A 24,477-nucleotide genomic window follows, 5' to 3' on the forward strand; every position below is an offset into this window, starting at 1 on the left:
GGTTCGCCCGGCCTTCGTCCGTCCGCGTCAGGACGGGTTCGTCTCGGAGATACGGGGTGCGGACGTGGCCTTCCCGTGGACCGCCGGCGGCTTCATCGGGTTCGCGCCCCGCTGGAGCGAGTGGAGGATCGCCAGCCCCTGGCCGACAACGCCCGCCGCCATCTCGTTGACACCGTTGGTGCCGTTGAGAACGGTGAGGTCGGCGCCGGACATGCCGCGGGCGGCGGCGTCGGCCAGGGCGGGCAGGTTCTCCACGATGCGGTTGGCCGCGATGAGCTCCTGGTTGCCGTCACGCAGCGAGGCGGCGCGGACGCTGTTGGCGTCGGCCTGCGCCTGGGCGAGCGTCCGCTCGGTGTACGCGTTGCCGTCGGCCTCGAACTTCATCCGGTCGCGGGCCGCCTCCGCCAGGGTGCGCTGCCGGTAGGCCTCGGCGTCCGCCGGGCGCCGGACCTCCGCCTCCAGCCGTTGCGCGGCGAGCGAGGCCTGCCGCTCGGCCAGTGCGGTCTGCTCCTCGATGACCTCCTGCGAGGCGCGGGCCTGGGCGAGCGGCCCGGCCTGCGCGGCGCGGGCGTTGTACTGCTCGGTCTCGGCGAGGAAGCCGGCCCGCTTGAGCGCGGTGTCGCGTTCGTACTCCGCCTTGAGCGCGGCGGCCTGCTGCTCGCGCTGGCTGGCTTCCTGGTCGGCCTTGGCCTCGGCGATCCGGGCCTGGCTGGCTACCGCGGCGGCGTGCGGGGCCGCGAGGTTCCTGATGTACCCGGTGGAGTCGTCGATCTCCTGGATCTGGAGGGCGTCCACCACGATGCCGAGCTTCTCCATCTCGCCGTGGCTGCCCGCGATGACCTCCTGGGAGACCCGGTTGCGCTCACGGATGATCTGCTCCACGGTCAGCCCGCCGACGATGGAACGCAGGTGTCCGGCGAAGATCTGCCCGATGAGCTCCTCCATCTGCTCCTGCTCGGTCAGGAAGCGGCGGGCCGCGTTGGCGATGGACACGGCGTCGTCGCCGACCTTGAAGACGGCGACGGCCCGGACGTTGAGGCGGATGCCCTGCTGAGTCACGCAGTCCTCGGTGATCTCCGCCTCGCGCAGCGCCAGGGAGAGCATGCGCGCCTTCTGCTTCACCGGGAGCACGAAACTGCCGTGCCCGGTGACGATCCGGAACTGGGTGTCCAAGGTCTGCCCCTTGGAACCGGATATGAGCATCGCCTCGTTGGGGGCGGGAACGTGCCAGAAGAACATCGGAGGACTCCTGCCGTATGTCACTGCTTCCGTGGGTACGTCACTGCTTCCGTGGCTACGTCGCTGCTTCGGCTCAGGACGGCAGGCGTTCCACGATCACGCCGCGCGCCGAGACCGAGTCGACGACAACGACGCGCACGTCCCTGTCGATCGACGTCGCCGACCATGCGGTGTAGGCCTCGGACCCACCCCGTACGGCCACCAGTACTTCGCCCGGCCCATCGGGCGGAATCGGCACGGTCACGCGACCGATCGCCCCGACCGGGCTGCGGGCGGACTCATCTGCCCTGTGCATGCGCCCTCGCGAGCGTCTGTGCGTACGCCTGCTCACGCCGCTTCTCACGCGGTGTACCGCACCGCTTCATGGACACGAGGCGACCCCGCCTCCTGGAGGCCCGTGCCTCCTTCGACACTTCCACGGTACTCCGCACCCGCCTTCGCGGAACCTCCCACAACGGCCCAGAACGCCCTGCAACAGCTGACGAGCGGGCGCAGATATGTGGTGGTATGACTGATTCATCATGCGCCTGCCGAATGTTGCTGACGACGCGATGAACTCGCGCTGATCGAGGAGCGATCCGTGGACGACTACCCGTTGCTCGACCTCTTCTGGACCATGCTCTGGTTCTTCCTCTGGGTCATGTGGCTGTTCCTGCTGTTCAAGGTCATCTCGGACATCTTCCGCAGCCACGACCTCGGCGGCTGGGGCAAGGCCGGCTGGCTGATCGTCACGCTGCTGCTGCCGTTCATCGGCGTACTGGTGTACGTGATCGTGCGCGGCAAGTCCATGAGCAAGCGGGACATCAAGGAGGCCCAGGACCGCGACGCGGCCTTCAAGGCGTACGTACGGGAAGCCGCCGGCACCTCCGACGCGAGCGGTGCCGATGCCACGAAGAAGGGCAGTCACGTCGACGACCTGGCGAAGCTCGCCGAGCTCAAGGACAAGGGCGCCATCACGGAGGAGGAGTACCAGCGGGCGAAGACGAAGCTCCTCGTCTGATCGCCCCGTCCGGCCCGATCCCACGCGGCGCGTATGTCTCTCTCCCCCCGGTCCGGCGAACTGGCAGGGCGCCAGGACCGCGGGGAGGCTTGAGACATCAGCCGCGGCGGGAGGCCGATCGGGGGTGCGGTCCCCATCTCGACGCCCGAGGAGATGGCCGGCCATGAAGGGCACCACGCTCGAAACCCTGGACGCGATGCGGACCGCGCTGCGCGGTCCCGTCATCGGCCCGCGGGATCCGGAGTACCGCCGGGCCCGCACGGTCTACAACGCCATGATCGACAAGCGTCCGGCGGCAGTGGTGCGGTGCTCCGACACGGCGGACGTCATGGCGGCGGTCGACTTCGTACGGGACGAGGGCCTCGCACTCGCGGTCCGCGGCGGCGGGCACAGCGGTGCGGGCCTGTGCCTGGTGGACGACGGCGTCACCCTCGACCTCTCGCCGATGCGCTGGGCACACATCGACCCCGGCGCACGGACGGCCACGGTCGGCGGCGGCACCACGCTCGGCGACCTCGACCACGCCGCCCACGCGTTCCGGCTGGCCACGCCCTCCGGAATCCTGTCGTCCACCGGCGTCGCCGGCCTCACCCTGGGCGGCGGCCACGGCTACCTCACCCGCAGGTACGGCCTGACGATCGACAACCTGCTGGCCGCGGACGTGGTCCTGGCGGACGGCACCTCGGTGACGGCTGACGGCGCCACCCACCCCGACCTGTTCTGGGCGCTGCGCGGCGGCGGCGGGAACTTCGGCGTCGTCACCTCCTTCACCTTCCGGATGCACCCGGTCGACACCGTGGGCGTCGCCATCACGGTCTGGCCGGTCGACCGGATCCAGGACGTACTGCGCTGGTACCGCGACTTCCTGCCGCAGGCCCCCGAGGACCTGAACGGCTTCTTCGCCGCGCTCACCGTGCCGCCCGGCCCCCCGTTCCCGGAGGAGATCCACGGCCAGAAGATGTGCGGTGTGGTGTGGTGCTGGACGGGCGACCCCGACCTCCTCGAAGCCACCCTGAAGCCGGTCGGGGACCCGGGCCCGCCCGCCTTCCACTTCACGGCTCCGATGCCCTACACCGCCCTGCAGTCCATGTTCGACGAACTGCTCCCCGCCGGTCTGCAGTGGTACTGGCGCGGCAACTTCTTCGACCGGATCACCGACGACGCCATCGACGTACACGCCAAGTACGCCGAGAACCTCCCCACCGATCTGTCGACCACGCACCTGTACCCGGTCGACGCCGCCGCCCACCGGCTCGGCCCCGACGACACGGCCTGGGCCTACCGGGACGCGGTCTGGTCCGGCGTCATCGCGGGCATCGACCCGGACCCGGACAGCGCCGAGAAGCTCAGGCAGTGGTGCGTCGACTACTGGGAGGAGCTGCACCCGCACTCCATGGGCGGTACGTACGTGAACTTCATCGGCGCCGGCGAGACCCCGGACCGGGTACGGGCCACCTACCGCGACCACTACGACCGCCTCGCGGCCGTCAAGCGGACCTACGACCCGCACAACTTCTTCCACGCCAACCAGAACATCGAGCCGGCGGCCTGATCCGGCGCGCATCAGGCTCTCCGGCGGGAACGCGGCCCGGGGAACGCGGCCGAGGGAAACGCCTCGGGGAAGAGCGCCCGCATCATCCGATCGGCTGACCCGGCCGTCGTCCGTCGAGGGCCGGGAAGGGAGCCCGCAGGTCGACCGGGGCGGGCCGGATCCGGCCCGAGGATGGATCGCAGAGCGGGAACGCAGAGCTTCCCGAGCCCCTGGCCGAACCCCGAGGAGTCGTTCACCATGAAGAAGCTGTCGCTGCGCGCCCGTGTCCTGACCGGTACCGTCGTCGCCGCCGCCGTCGCGGGCACGTTCGGAGTCGCCTCCGCCAGCGCCTCCACACCGGCCGCCGCACCCGCCGCCGCCGTCCAGGCCGACGCCGCGGACCGCAACCTCCAGCAGACCACCCACCTGACCGTGGCCGCCGCCACCAAGGCCGCCCAGGCGACCCTCGACGCCGCGAAGAAGGAGAACCAGCGCGTCTCCGTCGCCGTCGTCGACCGCAACGGCAACACCATCGTGACGCTGCGCGGCGACGGCGCCGGCCCGCAGGCCTACGAGTCGGCCGTGAAGAAGGCGTACACCGCCGTCTCCTGGAACGCCCCCACCTCCGAGCTGACCCAGCGTCTGACGAACGCCCCCACCCTGAAGGACATCCCCGGCACCCTGTTCCTCGCGGGCGGTGCCCCCGTCACGGCGAAGGGTGCCCCGATCGCGGGCATCGGGGTGGCCGGCGCCCCGAGCGGCGACCTCGACGAGAAGTTCGCCCAGGCCGGCGTCGCCTCCCTCGCGAGGTAGCACGCCCAGGACCCCGGCGGCACCCGCTCCCCCGTACGGGCGCCGCCGGTCCCTCCAGGAAAACGACGAACGCCCCGACCGGGCAGAACCGGTCGGGGCGCTGTGGAGCAGGTCGCAGGGGCGAACTCCGCCCTCGCCATGTGTAGGCCGTGTCGGACACGAACCCACAACCAACGGATTAAAAGTCCCGGCAGGGTCCTGCCGGGACTTCCGCCAGCTTCCACGCTGGTCCAGAAACGCCTAGTCAGAGCCATGCCGCATGCTGGCCAGTCCACGATTGTGTGCGTCGTGTCAGCATGTCCGCTCACGCATCCAGGTCCCGTGAAGACGACCGGCATCTGCGCAGGTCAGGGGCTTGGTCGTCATCGGTTTCGGGTGGTGTGACGGACTCTTCGGGAGGAGACCATCTACCGGATTTCTCCCACCGGTACGCGCTTGCGCGGGAAGCAGGTGGGCGCCGCCATGCGGTACTGGCGGCAGGTGACCAAGGCTGCGCCGACGGCCGACACCGCCCTGCCGCGTACGCGGAGCGGCGCGGGCGGTACGCCAACCGGGTGACGTACCGCCCGCGCCGGCGGCTCTACGGCTTGGCCCGTGCCCGCTCCGGCGCTGCGGCCGGTCCGGCGGATGGTGTCGGGAGGAGTGTGCGGGTCGGCGACTGGGGCGGGACGAGCGGGGCCCGTCGAGGGGAAGTCGGGGACTCGCGGGAGCGCAGGCGGGCGAGGGTACGGCGGGTGGCGCGGGCCGCTGCGCGGTAGAAGCGGTCCGGGAGGAAGGCGGCGTCGGCGACGATCATGGCGGCGGAGAAGATCGGGAGGCCCAGAAGGACCGCGATGCCGATGTGCATGCCCAGGAGCATCACGAGGAGGACGTACTTCAAGCGGCTGAACAGAGTGAACGGGAAGGCGACCTGGATCAGTACGGTCAGGTAACCGGCCGCCGCGATGAACAGCGGGTAGCTGTCGACCAAGGCGGACAGAGCCGGCCAGGGCCGGAAGAGGTCGAGGTTGACGACATAGTGCAGGGCGGTTCCCGCCTGCCACGAGCCACCCTGCACCTTGTACAGGCCCGCCGAGCCGTAGAGCAGGCAGACCTGGGCGGCGATGACGAACATGCCGCAGTTGTGCAGCACCGTGGTCAGTGACGCGCGGGCCACGGCGAGTTGGGGCCACAGGTCGCTGCCCGCGCGCCACAGCGCCCAGCGGCCGGGCCGGTCGGTCCGGGCGCGGAGGGCGGTTCGGCGCGCGTCGAGTGACCAGCGGCGCCCGCAGGCGGTCACGGTGAGGTAGAGAGCCATCAGGAGGATCAGGTTGTCTCCCCCGTCGGTCATGAAGATCGACCGCGCGTGGAACGACACCACGACGAGGGCGAACAGCACGGACGTCGCCCGGGTCCGCCAACCGAGCAGGAACAACACGCAGACGGCGAGCGCCGCCACGTAGCAGAGGTTGAAGTACACCTTGCTGTCGGAGAGCGTGAGGACGCTGAACCAGCCGGTCTGGTCGAACAGCCGGTTCGCCAGCGCCGGGGTCCATTGGGAGCCCGGCCCCCAGATCTCGTCCCGGTGCGAGAGTTCGCGCAGAAGGAAGACGAGATAGCACAGGCCGTAGCCGATGCGCAGCGTCGCCGCCGCATACAGCGAGACGGGGCGGTGAATGAGCAGGGTGAGCAGGTCGCCGAGGTGCCGGAACGTCACCGGCACGTTCTCCGCCGTGGACGTTCGTGAGGCATCGTCCTTGCTGAGCATGGGCATCGGAGTCCGGTCAGTGGCCATGCGCGGGCACCTTCCACCAGGGCAGATTGCGGGTGTCGACTACCGACGGCGATACCGGGCGGCGTTGGCCGGTTGCGTCAAAGGCGGCCACCGGCCGTGTGAGGACGCGGAGTTGAACTCCGTCGACGGCGCCCGGCCGCGTAGCGGTGATCCGGTCCACGGCGATGTTCCGCAGGTACTCCTGCCACATCACCGCACGATCCGAGTAGGACTCGTCGCTGTTGCCGTGGGATTCGAGATAGCCCGTCCACGCCCTGCGGAGCATGTTCTGGTTGGTGTGGCTCGGGAAGGGGTTGTGCCGGACCTCGGCGTCGTCCACGGCGGTCAGGTCGAACCAGCCACTGATCCGCTGCGAGCCGTCAGCGGTGGTCCTGACCGTACGAGCCGAGACCTGCGGGACGGACGACTCCGGCTCGGGGGCGAAGAGCCGCCAGTTCTGCTCGAACAGCGGGTACACCCAACTCTGGACCTGCCGGGCGTACCGCTGCGAGATCTGGTTCGGCGGAGCTACGTGCAGGAACAGGAAGAACATGTGCAGCAGGGACACGCACACCAACAGGACCGCGGCACCCTTCGTCGCGGCGCGCAGCGGAAGCGGCAGCCGCGACAACTCGTCGGGTCCGGGCTGGGCGTCCCCCTGCTGTCCCGTCACCGTGCGACGGACGGTGACGGGGCTACCAGGCGGAAAGGCGTCCGACGCCTTCACACTCACCGGTTCGCCCCCGTTCAGTACGTCTCCTGGGCCAGTCGGTGTCATCCCGGCCCTCCTCTCACAACTCTTCCGCTGAACTTCCTTGTGCCTGACGGGCGTACGGCGTCCGGCCCTGCGAGCGCATCGCTGCGCCCGCAGGGCCGGAACGGCGAAGCGTCAGTACTGCTGGACCGACTTGTCGTAGTCCTGCTTCTTATCCCACTTGTCGGACTTGCCAGGCTTGCCCTCGTGGTCCGGCTTTCCGTGCTGCGGGGGCTTGCCCTCGTGGTCCGGCTTTCCGTGCTGCGGGGGCTTGCCCTCGTGGTCCGGCTTTCCCTGGTGCGGGGGCTTGCCCTCGTGGTCCGGCTTTCCCTGGTGCGGGGGCTTGCCCTCGTGGTCCGGCCTTCCGTGGTGCGGGGGCTTGCCCTGGCCGCCCCCGATGTTGCCGCCGGTGTTCCCGGCCGTGTTCCCGGCCGTGTTGCCCGCTGTGTTGCCCTCTGTGTTGCCGCCCACGGTTCCGCCGACGGTGTTGCCCGCGATGGAACTGCCGCCGATCAGGCCGCCGGTGGTGACCCCGCCCAGCAGGCCACCCGTGGTGACACCGCCGAGAAGTCCGCCGGTGGTCGTGCCTGCGGTCGTGCCTGCGGTCGTGCCTGCGGTCGTGCCGGTGGTCGTGCCTGCGGTTGTGCCGGTTGTGGTGCTGCCGGTGGTCGTGCCGCCTGTGGTGGTGGCGCACGAAGGCCTGGTGATGGAGTTCGTGTCCATCGTCACGGAGCCGTTGCGGGCCAGCGCGCGGCCGGTGATCGACGCGCCGGTGTTCAGGGTGGTCGAGGTGAGCGCCATGATCGTGCCGACGAACGTGGTGTTCGTGCCGAGCGTGGCCGAACTGCCGATCTTCCAGAACACGTTGCAGGGTGAGGCGCCATTGACCAGCAGAACCCGACTGGCGGACGCGGTGGTCAGCGTCGAGCCGATCTGGAAGACCCACACCGCGTTGGGGTTGTTGTTGGCGTCGAGGGTGAGTGTGCCGGTGAGCCCGATGGAGGACGACGCGTTGTAGACGCCGGGGGCCAGGGTCAGGCCGCCGAGGTCCGCGGAGAGACTCGCGTCCGGCGCCTGTCCCGCAGCGTTGTTGTACGCGGTGGTCAGGTCGGTCTGGGCCTGGAGCGCGACCGCATCGGCGGGGTGTGTCGCGCCGTTCACCAGTCCTGGTGGAAAGCCGCTGATCGCCGTACCCGGGCTGACGCCCAGGTCACCCGTGACCGTTGAGGCGCCGGTGTTGGTCACGGACTGACCGGCAAGCACCGCGAAGCTGTCGGCGGTACCGAGGGGAACGGCCGTCGCGATCGCGGCGGCAGGGGTCGGTGTGACCACCACCCCGGCAACGGCAACCATCACAGCCGACGCGATCGATGTTGCCAGGGCACGCCGACCCGGCAAGCCCCGAGCACTGAATTTCATCGATGATTCCACTCTCTTCGTGGGGAAAGGCGAGAGTCCGTCAGACATCCCGCCCACGGACAGCAATTCATCAATCCCCTCTTTCCAACGGCAGCCTGAAAATTGCCATTTGCCCGAGAGGCGGGAGCCCATGGAAAGAGATGCGTACAAGAGTAGGCATGAAGCGGACAGGGGGTGATGCGCGAACGAGTGAAAAATCCCGGAGGGCGTCGATCGACGCCCCGTGATCGACATATACCCAGGTCGCAGTCATGGCTAGACAGGATCGAAGAATTCTCACGCCACGCCCGAGTGCAACCCGAAAGGGCTTAAAGGCAATTAATACATAGTGTGTTGAGGTGCCAGCACGGGCGCCATGGGCCAGGCCTGTTCGGCACAGCAGGGCGTAGGCTGATCAAGGGAATTCGGCGCGGTTTACGCGTACGCGGGAATGGTCAGTGCGGGAAGTTGACCGCATACGCCGAGGTGCCTCCCGGCATCCGTTCGCGGTTGTTCGCCACGAGGCGGTACGCCCAGTGGGCGGCCCGACGGAGGGGCGGCAGAGGGGCAGTCCGCCCGGGACGGCCCCTCTCCGGCCGGCCCGTGTGCGGCGCTCCCTCGGACATGGCCGACACTGGGTGGGCACAGATCAGACCGCTGCTGCCGGCTCCGGCCTTCGACAACGACTTCAAGCGGCGGTCCATGCCGGCCGGTTTCCCGGCTTCACCCAGGGGCCTTCCCGTCGCTGAGCTGCTTGGCCGAGGAACTGGCCCTGAGCGAGGCCAAGGTCATGCTCTTCGAGACGTTCGATCTGGGCACAGGAGACCTTGGGGTGGACGGCTGGAGAATTGCCTCGCCAAGGGGGCCAAGACCAGGTGCAGGGTCGTGTGGTCAGCTGAGGAAAGACAGCCGGACTTGGCGTTCTGGGTTGTCCCGGTCGGTGTTCACGAGTACGACGGACTGCGAGGTCCCCAGCTCCAGCTCACCGTCGACTACGGGCAACGTGGCGTGTGGTGGGACCAGAGCCGGGAGCATGTGGGCGCTGCTGTGGCCAGGACTGCCGTGGCGGTGTTGCCAGCGGTCGTCCGCGGGAAGAACGTCACGGAGGGCCGCCAACAGGTCATCGTCGCTGCCCGCGCCGGTCTCGATGATGGCCAGGCCGGACGTCGCGTGGGGGGTGAAGATGTTCAGCAGTCCGTTTCGCCCGTGAGCCACCTCTCGGAGGAATGCGGAGCATGCGTTCGTGAGGTCGTGCAGGGTCTCGGTGGAGCCGGTTGTGATGTTGATCGTGCGGGTGGTGAAGGTGCCAGTCATGGTTCACCGGTACCCGTCGCGGAGCCTGAGCGCTGACGGCCGGATGGGTTGTTCCTCCGGAACTCCACAAGTAACGGCGACGGGACGCGAACGCGGTGAGCGGCGAGGCAGCCGTCGAGGCTTCGACGCTCCTTCGGTGAGGGGGATGCAGGCTGCCGCGAAGCTGCAGCTCGAACAGGCGCCCACAGGAGACACTCTGCTATGTGGCGCATGCGCAGAGTGATGGCAGGGGGGTCGGTGTGGCGCGCTGAGCACGTCGGCCGTTCTGCTGGGGCTCGACAAGGAGCAGCTGCGGCTGCTGCGTCGGGTGGGGCGTGAGTGGGGGCGGGTGTCGGCTCCCGAGGCGTGGCACCGGGCACTGCCCGTGGATTCCGATCTGGGCAGATTTCCGTCCCCTGCGGAGATCCAGCCTGTCGGTTGGTAGAGATGGTCACTCCCACCGTCACGCAGGAAGTGCTTCCGGGAACCACACCCATACAACTGCTGCTCGGGACGGTCGCCTCCACACCCGGCGTGACACGGATCCTGCTGTCGGCCAGCACCACAAGCCATTGGACGGCAGCCGAGCAGGCCGTCGCCCCATCCCTCCCATGCCCCTTCGACAGCACCGAACACACGCCGACATCCAGTGGTCGAATCTGACCGGTCCCGAGCTCTGCATCCTGGACTGGGAGCGGTCGGGACTGGCTCCTGCCGGCTACGACGAGGCCACCCTCTACATCTCCAGTCTCGCTGTCCCTTCGGTTGCCGACCGCATCCTCCCCGAGTTCAAGCCCATCCTGCAGTCTGCCTCCGGCTGCTTCTCCCAAGTGGTCGTGGCCGGCGAGTACCTCCAGGGGATCGAGCGCGGGAACAACCTGGAACTCGAAGTGCCCTTGCGGAAGCACCTCGCCCACGGCCCACCTGCTCGGTTGACCCACCCTGTCCACCTGCTTGAGGGCAGGCGGGCAGGGGCCGATGGGCGTCAGGTCCCAGGCGTCGGTTCCGTCCTCAACGACTGCTCCACGCACCGCCTGCTACTGCCGCGACCCCAAGACCGGCAAGCCGCTCGGCAAGAAGTGCCCCAAGCTCACCAGCCGCAAGCACGGCTCCTACTCCATACGCCAGGAACTCCCACCCCGCGAGGACGGCACCCGCCGTTCCTTCAACCGCGCCGGCTACGAGACGGTGAAGGCCGCGCAGGCCGACCTGGACCACGTGCGGGCTCTCATCTCCATCGCCGATTCCGATGACGAGCACGACTTGGCCCGCATCGCGGCCCTGCTGAGGTGATCCAGGCGGAGAACCTCGAACGCCGCGAGCAGATCGCCAGGTGCAAGCCCAGCAAGCCCGGCCGCCCCATCGCCGGCGAGCGGGCACGGCTCGCTGTCGAACGGGCGAAGCTCGCCGAGATGAAGCCGTTCCGGAAGATCACCGGCCCAGCGACGCAGCAGAGCATCCGGCGCACGCTGCGAGCGGCTCTGAACGCGGCGATCGCCCAGCAGTACATCACCTTCAACCCGGCCTCCCACGTCGAGCTGGAGTCCGGCAAGCGCCCCAAGCCCCTGCTCTGGACGACCCAGCGGGTGGAGCGCTGGCGTGCCACCGGTGAGTTGCCGTCACCGGTGATGGTCTGGACACCTGCGCAGTTCGGCACGTTCCTGGACGCGGCCGAATCCGATCGGCTCTACGCGCTCTTCCACCTCGTCGGCACCCGTGGCCTTCGCAGGGGCGAGGCCGTTGGCCAGAGCTGGACCGACGTCGACCTGAACGCCGGCCTCATCACCCCGGCCAAGGAAATCGTCGTCGACGGTTGGGACACCTACGAGTCCGCCCCCAAGACCGACGGCAGCGCCGGCACGATCGCGTTGGACAGCATCAACGTCGCTCTTCTGCGCGAGCACCACAAGGCGATGCTGAGCGCCCGGGAGAAGTGGGGCGACGCCTGGAACGAGACCGGCAGGTGTTCACCCGCGAGGACGGCTCCTGGCTGCACCCGGAGACGGTCTCCGAGACGTTCCGCCGCATCCTCGCCGCCACCGACCTGCCGCCGATCACCCTGCGAGACCTGCTCACGTCGCGGCCACTCTCACTCACGGCGGGGGTGGCGATCTCCACACGATCAAGGAGACGCTGCGCCACTCCACGATCACGCTCACGTCGGACACGTACACGAGCCTGCTGCCCGAGGTCGACAAAGCCGCGGCAGAAGCCGCCGCCGCGCTGGTGCCACGTGCCCGTAAGGCCCCCTCCGTAGCCCCTGCTGTCGGACCGTCCGCTCACGCATCGCTCACGCAAGAGGTCGGGGAAGACGAAGCGCCCCGACCGGATGAAACCGATCGAGGCGCTAAGTAGCAGGTCAGAGGGGGTTTCCCTGCGCTGCCGGCGGTAGGCCGTGTGGGACTCGAACCCACAACCAACGGATTAAAAGTCCGCTGCTCTGCCAATTGAGCTAACGGCCCTCGGCGAATCACCCCTGAGCATAGCCCGCCGGGGCCCGGCCGCCGATCGGGTATCGGCCACCGGGCCCCGTCGCGGTGAAATCCCGGGCCGTCAGAGGGACTCGTCCGGGGGGATCGTGCGCTTGTGATCCGGTTTGAGGAACCAGTGCCTCGCCGACGCCAGCCACCATGTCGCTGCGAAGCCCAGGACCACCAGCACCGCGACGGGCGCGTAGTTGAACGTCTCCCAGGTGACCGGTGAGAGCTGCGGCAGCATGAAGAGCACCGTGATGATCACGACCCAGGCCACCGCCACGATGCCGATCGGGCGGGACCAGCGGCCCAGGTGCCAGGGCCCCGGGGTGAATTCGTCGCCCCGGAGCAGGCGGAGCAGCGTGGGGATGACGTAGGCGATGTAGAGCCCGATCACCGCGATCGAGGTCACCGCCGCGTACGCCGTGACGTTGATCAGGTACGGCAGGCCCAGGGCGAGGGCGCCGACGGCGGCGAGCCAGACCGCGGCGACGGGGGTGCGGGTGCGCGGGCTGACCGTGTGCCAGACGCGCGAGAAGGGCAGGGCCCCGTCCCGCGAGAAGGCGTAGATCATGCGGCTGTTGGCGGTCACGGACGCCATGCCGCAGAAGAGCTGGGCGCCGATCACGATCAGCAGCAGGAGCTTGCCGGTGGTGGCGCCGAGGGCGTCCAGGAGGATCTGGGCGGGCGGGGCGCCGGTCGGCGAGTCCAGCGCTCCGTCGTACGACTGGATGGCGAAGGTGAAGCCGAGGAGCAGGACGAAGCCCGCGATCCAGGAGGTCCAGATCGACTGGACGATGCCCCGCGGGCCGGCCGTCGCGGCGTCGTGGGTCTCCTCCGTCATATGGGCGGAGGCGTCGTAGCCGGTGAAGGTGTACTGCGCCATCAGCAGACCGATCATCACGACGTAGAAGCCGCTGCCCCAGCCGGTGTTGTTCACGAACTCGGTGAAGACGAACGACGCCGACTGGTGCGAGTCCGGCACGAAGGTCAGGGCGCCGACGATGACGGCGACGCCGACGACGTGCCACCAGACGCTCACGCTGTTCAGGATCGCGACGATCCGTACCCCGAAGGTGTTGAGCAGCCCGTGCAGCAGCAGGATCGCGGCGAAGAGCAGGATCGTACGGGTGGGGGTGACCCCGAAGCCGAACTGGAGGTTCAGATACGCGCCCAGGAACGACGCCGCCCCGAAGTCGATCCCGGCGGTGACGGCGACCTGGCCGAGTACGTTGAACCAGCCCGTGAACCAGGCCCAGGCCGCGGCCGAGCGCGGCGGGGCCAGCCGGTGGGCCCAGAAGTAGAGGCCGGCGGAGGTCGGGTACGCCGAACAGATCTCGGCCATCGCCAGGCCGACGAACAGCGTCATCAGGCCGACGCCGATCCAGCCCCAGGTGATGACGGCGGGGCCGCCGGTGTTCATCCCGAAGAGGTAGAGCGTGAGGCAGCCGGAGAGCACCGAGATGATCGTGAACGAGACGGCGTAGTTGGAGAATGCGGACATGCGCCGGGCCAGCGTCTGCGTGTACCCGAGCTGCGCGAGGCGCTCCTCGTCGGAGACGCCCGGTGGTGGTCGGTCCTCGCCCGTGTCGGTTGTCATGCACCCAGCAATGCCCCCACGCCGGAGCACACATGCGGTCGCCGGGGTCACGACTGGGAAAACCTGCTCCGGCAGCGGAGGAGGGCGCGGCCCGGACGTTGTACGTGTTCCCTGAAAGGCATGAAGGCATGAAGGCATGAAGGCATGAAGGCATGAAGGCACAGGCGATCAACGGCAGCCCGCCGCAAAGGAATCACGCAAAGCTCGCAAAGCCCCCCGGCCCCGCCCCTGTGCAAGTGGCCGGATGTCAGCAGCGGTCATTCATGTGAGGGAAGCGAAAAGAAAAGCGGGCCCGCTCGTGAAGAGCGGGCCCGCTTCGCAGACCTTTCAGCGGACCCTCAGCAGGTCCTCACCGCGTTCAGCCGTTGCGCTTCCAGCGCGGCTTGTCGTCACGGCGGCCGAAGGTGCCGGTGCCGGTACCCGTGCCGGTGCCACCGCGGTGGTCGTCCCGACGGCCGGTCGGGCGGTCGCCGCCGCCGGAGCGGAAGCCGCCCGAGGGACGGTCGTCACGACGGTCGCGGTTGAACGGACGGTCGCTGCCGCCGGAGCGGAAGCCACCGGAGGGGCGGTCGTCACGACGGTCGCGGTTGAACGACGGACGGTCGTTGTCACGACGCTCGAACGAACGGCCACCACGGTCGTCCCGACGGTCACCGCCGCCGGAGCGGAAGCCACCGGAGGGGCGGTCGTCACGACGGTCGCGGTTGAACGACGGACGGTCGTTGTCACGACGCTCGAACGAACGGCCACCACGGTCGTCCCGACGGTCGCCACCACCGGAACGGAAACCACCGGACGGACGGTCGTTGCTGCTGCGGAAGGACGGACGGTCGTTGCTTCCGCGGTAACCGGACCCGCCGGAGGGACGGCCACTGCGCTCGCCGACACGGTCGTTGCTCCCGCGGTATCCACCACGGTCGTCACGGCGGTCACCACCGCGGTCGTCGCGGCGGCCGTAGCTGCCCCGGTCGTCGCGACGGTCGTCACGCGCGGCCGGCTGCTCGGGGACGGACGCGGCTGCGACGAGCGCGGCCTCGGCCTCGGCAGCGACCTCGGCGACCGCCGCCTCCGGGTCGTCGCCCCGCTCACGCGCGGCACGGGCGACGAGGCGGTCGGCCTCCTCGCGCAGCTCACCGGCGCGGCGCTGGACGCGCTCCAGCTGCTTGGTCAGGTCGGCGGCCTCGCGCTCGGCCTGCTTGGCGGCGTTGTTCGCGGAGTCGGCCTGGACCTCGGTGAGCGAGCGGGCACCGGTGATCTCGGCGACCTCCGGCTCGAAGACACCCGCGCCCTGCACGATGTGGCGCGAGGCGTCGACGCCCGCGTCCTCCATCAGGCGGAAGATCTGACGGCGCTGGTGCGGCAGCGCCAGCGAGACGACGACACCGGACTTGCCGGCACGGGCGGTACGGCCCGAGCGGTGCAGGTAGTCCTTGTGGTCACCGGCCGGGTCCACGTTCAGGACCAGGTCGATGCCGTCGACGTGAATACCGCGGGCGGCGACGTCGGTCGCGACCAGCGCGTTGACGTACCCCTTCTTGAAGTCCTCAAGAACGCGGGTACGGGCGCCCTGGGTCATGCCGCCGTGCAGCGCGTCCGCCTTGACGCCCGCCTCGACGAGCTGCTCGGCGATGCGGTCGGCGCCCAGCTGGGTGCGGACGAAGATGATCGTGCGGCCCTTGCGGGCGGCGATGGCGGAGGTGACCGGCGCCTTGTCCTTCGGCTTCACGACGAGGACGTGGTGCGACATGGTCGAGACGTTGCCCTGGGCGGAGTCGACCTCGTGGGTGACCGGGTTGCTCAGGTAGCGCTTGACCAGGGTGCCGATCTCGTTCTCCATGGTGGCGGAGAAGAGCATGCGCTGGCCGCCACCGGGGATCTGGTCGAGCAGCTCGGTGACCTCGGGCAGGAAGCCCAGGTCGGACATCTGGTCGGCCTCGTCGAGGACGGCGACCTGGACGTTCTCCAGGGAGCAGGCGCCCCGGTTGATGATGTCGCGCAGCCGGCCCGGGGTGGCGACGAGGATGTCGACACCGCGCTCCAGCGCGTAGATCTGGTTGCCCATCGACGTACCGCCGCAGACGACCTTCATCTTCAGGCCGAGCACATCGCCGTAGGGCTGCAGCGCGTCCGCGACCTGCATCGCGAGCTCACGGGTCGGGGTGAGGATGATCGCGCGGGGCTTCTTCTTCTCCGTGTGCCCACCGGCCAGCGAGGCCAGGGTCGGCAGACCGAAGGAGAGGGTCTTGCCGGAGCCGGTACGACCGCGGCCCAGGATGTCCTTGCCGGCCAGGGCGTCCGGAATGGTCGCGGCCTGGATCGGGAAGGGCGCCGTCACACCGTTCTGCGCGAGCTTGCGGACGATGCCCTCGGGCAGGCCCAGGTCGGCGAAGGTGACGGTCGGCTCGGCGTCCGCATCGGCGTCGGCGGAGTCGGTGTCGGCCTGCTCGGCCAGGGGGGCGTCGGCCTCGATGGAGTCGGCGGACTCGGCGACGACGGCCTCGGCGGGCTCGACGAGCTCGTCGTTCTCGATGTTCTCGGGCATGACGGTGTGGTCAGAACTGGAAATTGACATGCGAAATGCGAAACCTTCCGGAGTCTCGGCACGCGCCCGTAACTCCGTGATTCGCAATTTCGACCGCCTCAATGCGGTCCAGCCACGGCAAGGGAGAGTACGCGCCACACGGCGCGCTTCTGTTTCGGCGCCGGGCAATGGGATCAAACGATCTACTACCATACGCACCCTCCCCCACTTCGCGCAAACCGGCCCTTCCCCGCCCCCCGCTACACCGGCCCCACCTGCGGCGATACCTCGGGCGTCCGCAGCGGCGCCGACTCCGCCGACGCCCCCAGCGCCTCGCTGCGCAGCTGTGCCGCCGGCGAGGCGGACGGCGGCGGCGAGGGTTCGGACGGCTCCGGCTCGGGGGAGCTCGGCGGCTCGGGGGTCGCGGGCCCGGAGGGCGCCGGGGATGCGGACTGCTGCGGCACTCCGGGCCCCGGCGGCGGGGCCGAGGGCGCCGGCGGCGCAGTGCCCCGGGGCGGCTCCGCACCGCCCGCCTCCGCATCCGGGCGTACGCCACCGGGAGCGGTCGAGGGCCCGGCGGAGCGGCTCGGCCCGGGTGATTCGACGGCCTCCCGTTCGGAGTGCGCCTCGGCCCGGCCGCCTCCGGTACGGATCCGGCCGGTGCCCGCCACCGTGCCGCCGTCCGGCCGGGCGGCGCTCCCCCCGTGCTCGGGCGACGGCGACGGCGACGGTGCCGGTTTCCCTCCGTCGTCGCCGATGCTCATGCAGCCGGTGGACGTGGCGACCGTCGCGGCGATGACGGCCGCCCATCGGACGGGGACGGACAACTGGCGCACGGGAGGCACCTCCGGGGTACGAGGAAGGGGCGGAGCGGTACGGGAAGGAGTGGGGGCGCCGTGCCCAACTCCCGTTGCCCCGCCGGGGACACGCCCCGGACCCGGCCCGCACACCACCCGCACGCCTTCCGCGCCCGGCCCGCACGCCGCCGGGCACACCCCTCGGACGCCCGGGGCGCACTCATCCGTAGCCGAGCGCGTGCAGCCTCGCGTCGTCGATGCCGAAGTGGTGGGCGATCTCGTGGACGACCGTGATCTCGGTCTCGGCGACGACGTCCTCGCGGGACTCGCACATCCGGAGGGTCGGCCCGCGGTAGATGGTGATCCGGTCCGGCAGCACCCCCGCGTACCACTCGCCACGATCGGTCAGCGGCGTGCCCTCGTACAGCCCGAGCAGCTCCGGATCACCCGGCTCGGGCTCGTCCTCGACGAACACCGCGACGTTGTCCATCAGCCGCGTCAGCTCCGGCGGGATCCGGTCCAGCGCCTCGGCGACCAGTTCCTCGAACTCTTCGCGCGTCATCTCCAGCACCCCGCCATTGTCCCGTACTACGGGTCGCAGCGCCCCGGTCCGGACCGGGGGCGACCGCCTCCGCAGGGGGGCGCGCACCGCTGCCATGCCCTCGCCGTAAACCGTTTTGGCGATAGCCGCTGCCATCCCATATGCTTCTGACGTCCCCGACGCGCTGGGAAGCGCGCAGGTGGGCCCTTAGCCCTCATCGTCTAGTGGCCCAGGACGCCGCCCTTTCAAGGCGGTAGCACGGGTTCGAATCCCGTTGGGGGCACGCTTTACCGTGTGCGAGACTTGTCTCGCACATTAGCTTGGTCCTGTGGAGCAGTTTGGAGTGCTCGCCACCCTGTCAAGGTGGAGGCCGCGGGTTCAAATCCCGTCAGGACCGCTGCAGCCCTTATGAGCTGCGTGGCTGGGTAGCTCAGTTGGTACGAGCGATCGCCTGAAAAGCGATAGGTCGCCGGTTCGATCCCGGCCCCAGCCACCACCCGAAGGCCCCGTCCACCGGACGGGGCCTTCGCCGTGTCAGACCTCTTCCCGGTCCGCCGAATTCACGCCGTCCCGACCGCGCCACGCGCGTACCGCCAGAACCAGCAGCACCACCGCGACCACGGCCACCAGCGCCATGGCGTCCGGCACGTGCTCGCCGATGCGCTGGGCCCACTGCTCCACGGCGAACGAATCGTCCACGTCCAGCAGTCCGGGCAGCGCCGTCGTCCCGTCGTACGCGAGGAACAGCGCACCGAGCCCGATGAAGAAGAGCCCGGACAGCAGGGTCGTGGTGTGCAGCTCGAAGCGGCCCAGCCGGAAGGCCCGGCCGCGCAGCCAGGCCCGGCGGCCCAGGTCGAAGCGTTCCCAGAGCAGCGCGAGCAGGAAGAGCGGGACCGCCATGCCCAGGGCGTAGACGGCGAGCAGCAGTCCGCCGTAGACCGGGCTGCCGCTGACCGCCGCCACGGTGAGGACGCTGCCGAGGATCGGGCCCGCGCAGAAGCCGGCCAGTCCGTAGACGGCGCCCAGCGCGTAGACCGATACGGCGGTGGTCGGGCGGATCCGGCCGCTGAGGGCGGCGATCCGGCGCGAGGCGAAGCCCAGACCGACGATCTGGGCGATGCCGAGCACGATGATCAGCCAGCCCGCACCGAGGACGAGCGCGTCGCGGTGGCGGTAGAAGATCCGTCCGGCGTACGAGCCCGCGGCGCCGAGCGGGACCAGGGTGGTGGCCAGTCCGGCGTAGAAGATGCCGGTGCGGGCCAGGAGGCGCGAGGCGGAGTCGATGGAGTAGGCGAAGAAGGCGGGCAGCAGCAGCGCGCTGCACGGGCTGACCAGGGCGAGCAGCCCGCCCAGGAAGGCCGCGAAGTAGCCGATGTCAGCGGTCATTTCGCGTCGTCCCCGGCATCCTCGGCGTTCTTGCCGCCCTTGGCGTCCTCGGTGGCGCGGGCCTTCTCGGCCGCTGCCTCGATGGCCGAGGTGAAGGTCTCCATGGGCTGGGCTCCGGCGATCGGGCGGCCGTTGATCAGGAACGACGGAGTGGAGGTCGCGCCGATTCCGTACCCCTGTTCCTGGTCCTTGCCCACGGCGGCGGAGGCGGCGGAGCTGTCCGCGTCGCGGGCGAAGCGGTCGAGGTCCGCGACCCCGGCCTGCCGGGCGAGGGCCTTCAGCCGGTCCTTGCCGAACCCCTTCTCCTTGGCCCCCTCGGCGTACGCGGCGGCGTGGAACTGCCAGAAGCGGTCCTGCTGCCCGGCGGCCCAGGCGGCGCGGGCGGCGGCCTCGGACTCGGCGCCGAAGATCGGGAAGTTGCGCCACTCGATGCGCAGGGTGCCGTTGTCGACGTACTTCTTGACCAGGGCGGGTTCGGTGTCGCGGGCGAACTTGCCGCAGTAGCCGCACTTGAAGTCGGCGTACTCGATCAGGACCACGGGTGCGTCGGCGCGGCCCTGAGCGAGCTTGTCGCCGGCGTCGCGGCGGGCGAGCTTCGCCAGCTCCGGATAGACGCCGGCGTCCGGGTCGGCGGTGACATCGGCGACCGAGGAGGAGCCGGAGCCCGAGTGGTCGGGGGTGGTGGCCCGGTAGGAGACGAAGCCGAGCAGCGCGGCGGCGAGGACGACTCCGGCGCCGTAGACCAACGGCTTCCTGTTCCTGGGCGAGGGCTTGCGTGCGGACGTGGACTTGGGCATGCGGGACTCCGTGCTGGTGATGCGGAAGGGAAGGGGGCGGCCGGGTGGGACGGCCGGCTACACCCTCAGCACGGAGAGCTCGACGGGAGTGGGCGCGGCGGGCGCGGGGGCGCGCAGTTTCAGCCGCACGGGTGGGTGGACCGGGCCCTGACCGGTGGCGGCGGGCAGGCCCCACTCGGCGAGGCCGGGCGCCTGGTCGTACGCGGCACGGGCCCGGCCCGGGAGCGCGGGTTCGCCGTCGTGCTTCCTGGTCTTGCGGCAGCCCGGCGCCGGGTGCCGGCCGGCGGGCGCCGCCACCGCCGGGCCGTCGTCGGCCGGGGTGTCCGCGCCCGTCGCGGCGGCCACGACGGCGGTGGCGGGTGCGCCGCCGCCGGGGACGGCCGTCGCCGGTCCGCAGAACAGCCCCAGTACGACCGCGAGCACCGCCGTCAGGCAGCACCACTGCGTACGGGACACGGCGACCGGCCTTTCCGGACAGGGGCAACGGGTGGTCAGCTGCCCGAAATGGTACGTGCTGTGATCCCGCGCATCCGCGCGGTGCCCATGTGGTGACCCGGACCGCACGAAATGTGTTCGCCGTTCGTCGGGCCCGGGTGAGATCCTGGGCTCCGTATGTCTACTTCCTTCGCTGATCTCCAGAACCGGCTCGGACAGATCTCGCTCCGCGACGCGCACCGGCTCGGCCGCCGTCTCGAAGGGGCGCGCCGCATCCGTAAGCCCGAGGCCCGGCAGTCCGTGCTGGACGAGATCGCCGCCGAGGCCGGCAAGGCAGCCGAGCGGCTCTCGCTGCGTGCCGCGCGGATGCCCGCCCTGTCGTACCCGGAACAGCTCCCGGTCAGTCAGAAGAAGGACGAGATCCTTGAGGCGATACGCGACCACCAGGTCGTGATCGTCGCCGGGGAGACCGGCTCCGGCAAGACCACGCAGATCCCGAAGATCTGCATGGAGCTGGGGCGCGGTGTCCGGGGCATGATCGGGCACACCCAGCCGCGCCGGATCGCGGCCCGTACGGTCGCCGAGCGCGTCGCGGACGAGCTGAGGACGCCGCTGGGCGAGGCGGTCGGCTGGAAGGTCCGCTTCACCGACCAGGTGAACCCCGACGCCACGTTCGTGAAGCTGATGACGGACGGCATCCTGCTCGCCGAGATCCAGACGGACCGCGAGCTGCGCGCCTACGACACGATCATCATCGACGAGGCCCACGAGCGGTCGCTGAACATCGACTTCCTGCTCGGCTATCTGGCCAGGCTGCTGCCCAAGCGCCCGGACCTGAAGGTCGTCATCACCTCGGCGACGATCGACCCCGAGCGGTTCGCGCGCCACTTCGGCGAGGCGCCGATCGTCGAGGTCAGCGGGCGTACATACCCGGTCGAGGTGCGCTACCGCCCGCTCCTCGAAGAGGACACGGACGACTCCGACCGCGACCAGATCACCGCGATCTGCGACGCCGTGGACGAGCTCCAGACCGAGGGTCCGGGCGACATCCTGGTCTTCCTCTCCGGCGAGCGGGAGATCCGTGACACGGCGGACGCGCTGAACAAGCGCAACCTCCGCCACACCGAGGTGCTCCCTCTCTACGCCCGGCTCTCGCACGCCGAGCAGCACCGCGTCTTCCAGCGCCACACGGGTCGCAGGATCGTCCTGGCGACCAATGTCGCCGAGACCTCGCTGACCGTCCCCGGCATCAAGTACGTGATCGACCCGGGCAACGCCCGGATCTCCCGCTACAGCCACCGCACCAAGGTCCAGCGGCTGCCGATCGAGCGGATCTCGCAGGCCAGCGCCAACCAGCGCAAGGGCCGCTGCGGCCGTACCTCGGACGGCATCTGCATCCGGCTGTACTCCGAGGACGACTTCCTGACCCGTCCGGAGTTCACCGACCCGGAGATCCTCCGTACCAACCTGGCCTCCGTCATCCTCCAGATGACCGCGGCCGGCCTGGGCGACATCGAGAAGTTCCCCTTCATCGACCCGCCGGACCACCGCAACATCCGCGACGGCGTCCAGCTCCTCCAGGAGCTCGGCGCACTGGACGCGGAGGAGAAGGATCCGAAGAAGCGGCTCACCCAGCTCGGCCGGAAGCTCTCGCAGCTGCCCGTCGACCCGCGTCTGGCCCGCATGGTCATCGAGGCCGACCGCAACGGCTGTGTCCGCGAGGTCATGGTCATCGCGGCGGCGCTCTCCATCCAGGACCCGCGCGAGCGGCCCTCGGAGAAGCAGACCCAGGCCGATCAGCAGCACGCCCGCTTCAAGGACGAGACGTCCGACTTCCTGGCGTTCCTGAACCTGTGGCGGTACATCCGTGAGCAGCAGAAGGAGCGCGGCTCGTCCAGCTTCCGCCGGATGTGCAAGCAGGAGTATCTGAACTTCCTGCGCATCCGCGAATGGCAGGACATCTACGCGCAGCTGCGTACGGTCGCCAAGCAGATGGGCATCCATCTGAACGAGGAGGCCGCGCCGGAGCAGGCGGTGCACACCTCGCTGCTGGCCGGGCTGCTCTCGCACATCGGGCTGAAGGACACCGAGAAGAACGAGTACCTGGGTGCGCGCAGCGCCAAGTTCGCGATCTTCCCGGGATCGGCGCTCTTCAAGAAGCAGCCGCGGTTCGTGATGTCGGCCGAGCTGGTCGAGACGTCCCGGCTGTGGGCGCGGGTCAACGCCAAGGTCGAGCCGGAGTGGATCGAGCCGCTGGCCCCGCATCTGCTGAAGCGCACCTACAGCGAACCGCACTGGGAGAAGGACCAGGCGGCGGTGATGGCGTACGAGCGGGTCACGCTCTACGGGGTACCGATCGTCGCCCAGCGCAAGATCAATTTCGGCCGCATCGACGCCGAGACCTCCCGCGATCTGTTCATCCGCAACGCCCTGGTCGAGGGCGACTGGCGGACCCACCACCAGTTCTTCCACGACAACCGAAAACTGCTCGGCGAGGTCGAGGAGCTGGAGCACCGCGCCCGGCGCCGCGACATCCTCGTGGACGACGAGACGCTCTTCGACTTCTACGACCAGCGGATCCCCGAGCACGTGGTCTCCGGGGCGCACTTCGACTCCTGGTGGAAGCACAAGCGCCGGGACGAGCCGGACGCGCTGGACTTCGAGCGCTCGATGCTCATCAACGAGAAGGCCGGGGCCGTCACCAAGGACGACTACCCGGACTCCTGGCGCCAGGGGAAGCTCAAGTTCAAGGTCACGTACCAGTTCGAGCCGGGTGCGGACGCCGACGGCGTGACCGTCCACATCCCGCTCCAGGTGCTCAACCAGGTCACCTCCGAGGGCTTCGACTGGCAGATCCCGGGCCTGCGGGAGGAAGTGGTCACCGAGCTGATCCGCTCGCTGCCCAAGCCGATCCGCCGGCACTACGTCCCCGCGCCGAACTACGCGGACAAGTTCCTCGACCGGGCCGTACCGCTGCAGGAGCCGCTGCCGGTCACGCTGGCCCGGGAGCTCCAGGTGATGGTCGGCGTCCCGGTCACGGCCGACGACTTCGACCTGGGCCGTATCCCGGACCACCTGAAGATCACGTTCCGGATCGTCGACGAGCGGCGCCGCAAGGTGGCCGAGGACAAGGACCTGGAGGCGCTCAAGCTCCAGCTGCGTCCCAAGGCCCGCCAGGCCCTCTCCAAGGCCGCCGCGGCCACCGCCGGGCCCTCGGGCGAGTCCATCGAGCGTTCGGGTCTCACGGACTGGACGATCGGCACGCTGAACCGCGTCTTCGAGACCAGAAGGGCCGGCCAGCCGGTCAAGGCGTACCCGGCACTGGTGGACCAGGGCGACACCGTCGCCGTACGGCTCTTCGACACCGAGGCCGAGCAGCAGCAGGCGATGTGGCTGGGCACCCGGAAGCTGATCGTGCTGAACGTGCCGGTGAATCCGGCGAAGTTCGCCTCCGACAAGCTGACGAACCAGCAGAAGCTGGCCCTGTCCCGCAACCCGCACGGCTCCATCCAGGCGCTGTTCGAGGACTGCGCGACGGCGGCCGCCGACCGGCTGATCGGCGCGCACGGCGGCCCGGCCTGGGACGAGGAGTCGTTCCGGAAGCTGTACGACAAGGTGCGCGCCGACCTCGTCGCCCTGACCGAGCACACGGTCAAGCAGGTCCAGCAGGTGCTGGCCGCCTGGCAGGCCTGCGAGCGGCGTCTGAAGGCCACCAACAGCCTGGTCCTGGTCGACAACGTCACCGACGCCCGGGACCAGCTCGCGGCCCTCGTGCCGCCGGGCTTCGTCACGAAGACCGGGCTGCGCAGGCTGCCCGACCTGATGCGCTATCTGGTCGCCGTGGACCGCCGTCTCCAGCAGATGCCGACGGCCGTCCAGCGCGACACCACGCGCATGGCGAAGGTCCACGAGATGCAGGACGAGTACGCCTGGCTGCTCGAACAGATGCCGCAGGGCAGGCCCGTGCCGCAGGAGGTGCTGGACATCCGCTGGATGATCGAGGAGCTCCGGGTCAGCTATTTCGCCCACGCGCTGGGGACGGCCTACCCGGTCTCCGACAAGCGGATCGTGAAGGCGATCGACGCGGCGGCACCGTGAGAGGGCCCGCCCGGACGGGCCGTTTCGACGGTGACGGAGTCGCCACC

Annotated in this window: 17 protein-coding genes, 4 tRNA genes and 1 pseudogene; 8 read left to right on the forward strand and 14 right to left on the reverse strand. The window is 69.7% G+C overall.

What is annotated here, in order from left to right; all coding sequences use genetic code 11:
• Nucleotides 1–27: 27 nt before the first annotated feature.
• Together OG520_RS18940 and OG520_RS18945 are read right to left on the reverse strand one after the other, a co-directional pair.
• The gene (locus OG520_RS18940; protein WP_406013942.1) at nucleotides 28–1,239 is read right to left on the reverse strand and encodes an SPFH domain-containing protein; all 1,212 of its coding nucleotides are present in this window, start codon (nucleotides 1,237–1,239) and stop codon (nucleotides 28–30) included.
• 73 nt (nucleotides 1,240–1,312) lie between these two features.
• Nucleotides 1,313–1,534, reverse strand: a complete 222-nt coding sequence (locus OG520_RS18945; protein ID WP_406013943.1) for a hypothetical protein — start codon at nucleotides 1,532–1,534, stop codon at nucleotides 1,313–1,315.
• A 285-nt stretch (nucleotides 1,535–1,819) separates the two neighbouring features.
• On the opposite strand from OG520_RS18945, the gene OG520_RS18950 reads away from it, so the two are divergent.
• From OG520_RS18950 to OG520_RS18960, 3 genes are all read left to right on the forward strand, one after another.
• Nucleotides 1,820–2,239 carry an SHOCT domain-containing protein gene (locus OG520_RS18950; protein ID WP_385548296.1) on the forward strand — a complete coding sequence of 140 codons (420 nt, stop codon included), beginning with the start codon at nucleotides 1,820–1,822 and terminating at the stop codon, nucleotides 2,237–2,239.
• Between the two features lie 163 nt (nucleotides 2,240–2,402).
• Nucleotides 2,403–3,791, forward strand: coding sequence for an FAD-binding oxidoreductase (locus OG520_RS18955; RefSeq protein ID WP_406013944.1), 1,389 nt, complete (start codon nucleotides 2,403–2,405; stop codon nucleotides 3,789–3,791).
• A 237-nt stretch (nucleotides 3,792–4,028) separates the two neighbouring features.
• Nucleotides 4,029–4,583 carry a heme-binding protein gene (locus OG520_RS18960; protein ID WP_399336279.1) on the forward strand — a complete coding sequence of 185 codons (555 nt, stop codon included), beginning with the start codon at nucleotides 4,029–4,031 and terminating at the stop codon, nucleotides 4,581–4,583.
• Nucleotides 4,584–5,163: 580 nt separating this feature from the next.
• Here OG520_RS18960 and OG520_RS18965 read toward each other — a convergent pair.
• The 4 genes from OG520_RS18965 to OG520_RS18980 form a co-directional block, all read right to left on the reverse strand.
• On the reverse strand, nucleotides 5,164–6,357 hold the full coding sequence (locus OG520_RS18965; RefSeq protein WP_406013945.1) for an HTTM domain-containing protein: 1,194 nt from the start codon (nucleotides 6,355–6,357) through the stop codon (nucleotides 5,164–5,166).
• Complete coding sequence (locus tag OG520_RS18970) at nucleotides 6,347–7,114, reverse strand: DUF5819 family protein (protein ID WP_406013946.1); 768 nt, start codon at nucleotides 7,112–7,114, stop codon at nucleotides 6,347–6,349. Before OG520_RS18970 ends, OG520_RS18965 begins: the two co-directional genes overlap by 11 nt.
• A gap of 111 nt (nucleotides 7,115–7,225) precedes the next feature.
• Entirely contained in the window at nucleotides 7,226–8,443 is a 1,218-nt protein-coding gene (locus tag OG520_RS18975) for an ice-binding family protein (RefSeq protein ID WP_406013947.1), read from the reverse strand.
• A gap of 936 nt (nucleotides 8,444–9,379) precedes the next feature.
• The gene (locus OG520_RS18980; RefSeq protein ID WP_266747491.1) at nucleotides 9,380–9,802 is read right to left on the reverse strand and encodes a secondary thiamine-phosphate synthase enzyme YjbQ; all 423 of its coding nucleotides are present in this window, start codon (nucleotides 9,800–9,802) and stop codon (nucleotides 9,380–9,382) included.
• Nucleotides 9,803–10,759: 957 nt separating this feature from the next.
• Between OG520_RS18980 and xerC the strand changes: the two are divergent.
• Nucleotides 10,760–12,136 (forward strand): annotated as a pseudogene (xerC, locus tag OG520_RS18985) (tyrosine recombinase XerC).
• Nucleotides 12,137–12,170: 34 nt separating this feature from the next.
• On the opposite strand, the gene OG520_RS18990 reads toward xerC, so the two are convergent.
• The 5 genes from OG520_RS18990 to OG520_RS19010 all read right to left on the reverse strand — a co-directional run bounded on the left by OG520_RS18990 (nucleotide 12,171) and on the right by OG520_RS19010 (nucleotide 17,744).
• A tRNA-Lys gene (locus OG520_RS18990) sits at nucleotides 12,171–12,243 on the reverse strand.
• 91 nt (nucleotides 12,244–12,334) lie between these two features.
• Complete coding sequence (locus tag OG520_RS18995) at nucleotides 12,335–13,855, reverse strand: amino acid permease (RefSeq protein WP_399332097.1); 1,521 nt, start codon at nucleotides 13,853–13,855, stop codon at nucleotides 12,335–12,337.
• 358 nt (nucleotides 13,856–14,213) lie between these two features.
• Entirely contained in the window at nucleotides 14,214–16,397 is a 2,184-nt protein-coding gene (locus OG520_RS19000; RefSeq protein WP_406013948.1) for a DEAD/DEAH box helicase, read from the reverse strand.
• 239 nt (nucleotides 16,398–16,636) lie between these two features.
• Nucleotides 16,637–17,212, reverse strand: coding sequence for a hypothetical protein (locus OG520_RS19005; protein WP_406013949.1), 576 nt, complete (start codon nucleotides 17,210–17,212; stop codon nucleotides 16,637–16,639).
• A 181-nt stretch (nucleotides 17,213–17,393) separates the two neighbouring features.
• Nucleotides 17,394–17,744 carry a metallopeptidase family protein gene (locus tag OG520_RS19010; protein ID WP_266416458.1) on the reverse strand — a complete coding sequence of 117 codons (351 nt, stop codon included), beginning with the start codon at nucleotides 17,742–17,744 and terminating at the stop codon, nucleotides 17,394–17,396.
• Nucleotides 17,745–17,924: 180 nt separating this feature from the next.
• On the opposite strand from OG520_RS19010, the gene OG520_RS19015 reads away from it, so the two are divergent.
• The 3 genes from OG520_RS19015 (at nucleotide 17,925) to OG520_RS19025 (ending at nucleotide 18,210) form a co-directional block, all read left to right on the forward strand.
• Nucleotides 17,925–17,997, forward strand: a tRNA-Glu gene (locus OG520_RS19015).
• Between the two features lie 39 nt (nucleotides 17,998–18,036).
• A tRNA-Asp gene (locus OG520_RS19020) sits at nucleotides 18,037–18,111 on the forward strand.
• 22 nt (nucleotides 18,112–18,133) lie between these two features.
• Nucleotides 18,134–18,210: transfer RNA gene (locus OG520_RS19025), tRNA-Phe, on the forward strand.
• A 38-nt stretch (nucleotides 18,211–18,248) separates the two neighbouring features.
• Here OG520_RS19025 and OG520_RS19030 read toward each other — a convergent pair.
• From OG520_RS19030 to OG520_RS19040, 3 genes are read right to left on the reverse strand one after another with little or no spacing between them, the layout of a single operon-like run.
• On the reverse strand, nucleotides 18,249–19,100 hold the full coding sequence (locus OG520_RS19030) for a cytochrome c biogenesis CcdA family protein (RefSeq protein WP_399332105.1): 852 nt from the start codon (nucleotides 19,098–19,100) through the stop codon (nucleotides 18,249–18,251).
• Nucleotides 19,097–19,897, reverse strand: coding sequence for a DsbA family protein (locus tag OG520_RS19035; protein ID WP_406013950.1), 801 nt, complete (start codon nucleotides 19,895–19,897; stop codon nucleotides 19,097–19,099). The genes OG520_RS19030 and OG520_RS19035 overlap by 4 nt, the downstream gene beginning before the upstream one ends.
• 57 nt (nucleotides 19,898–19,954) lie before the next feature.
• Nucleotides 19,955–20,353, reverse strand: coding sequence for a hypothetical protein (locus tag OG520_RS19040; protein WP_406013951.1), 399 nt, complete (start codon nucleotides 20,351–20,353; stop codon nucleotides 19,955–19,957).
• 156 nt (nucleotides 20,354–20,509) lie between these two features.
• On the opposite strand from OG520_RS19040, the gene hrpA reads away from it, so the two are divergent.
• Nucleotides 20,510–24,430, forward strand: coding sequence for an ATP-dependent RNA helicase HrpA (hrpA, locus tag OG520_RS19045; protein ID WP_406013952.1), 3,921 nt, complete (start codon nucleotides 20,510–20,512; stop codon nucleotides 24,428–24,430).
• The last annotated feature ends 47 nt before the right edge of the window (nucleotides 24,431–24,477 follow it).

The sequence above is a fragment of the Streptomyces sp. NBC_00984 genome (genome assembly GCF_045162475.1).
GTDB lineage: Bacteria > Actinomycetota > Actinomycetes > Streptomycetales > Streptomycetaceae > Streptomyces.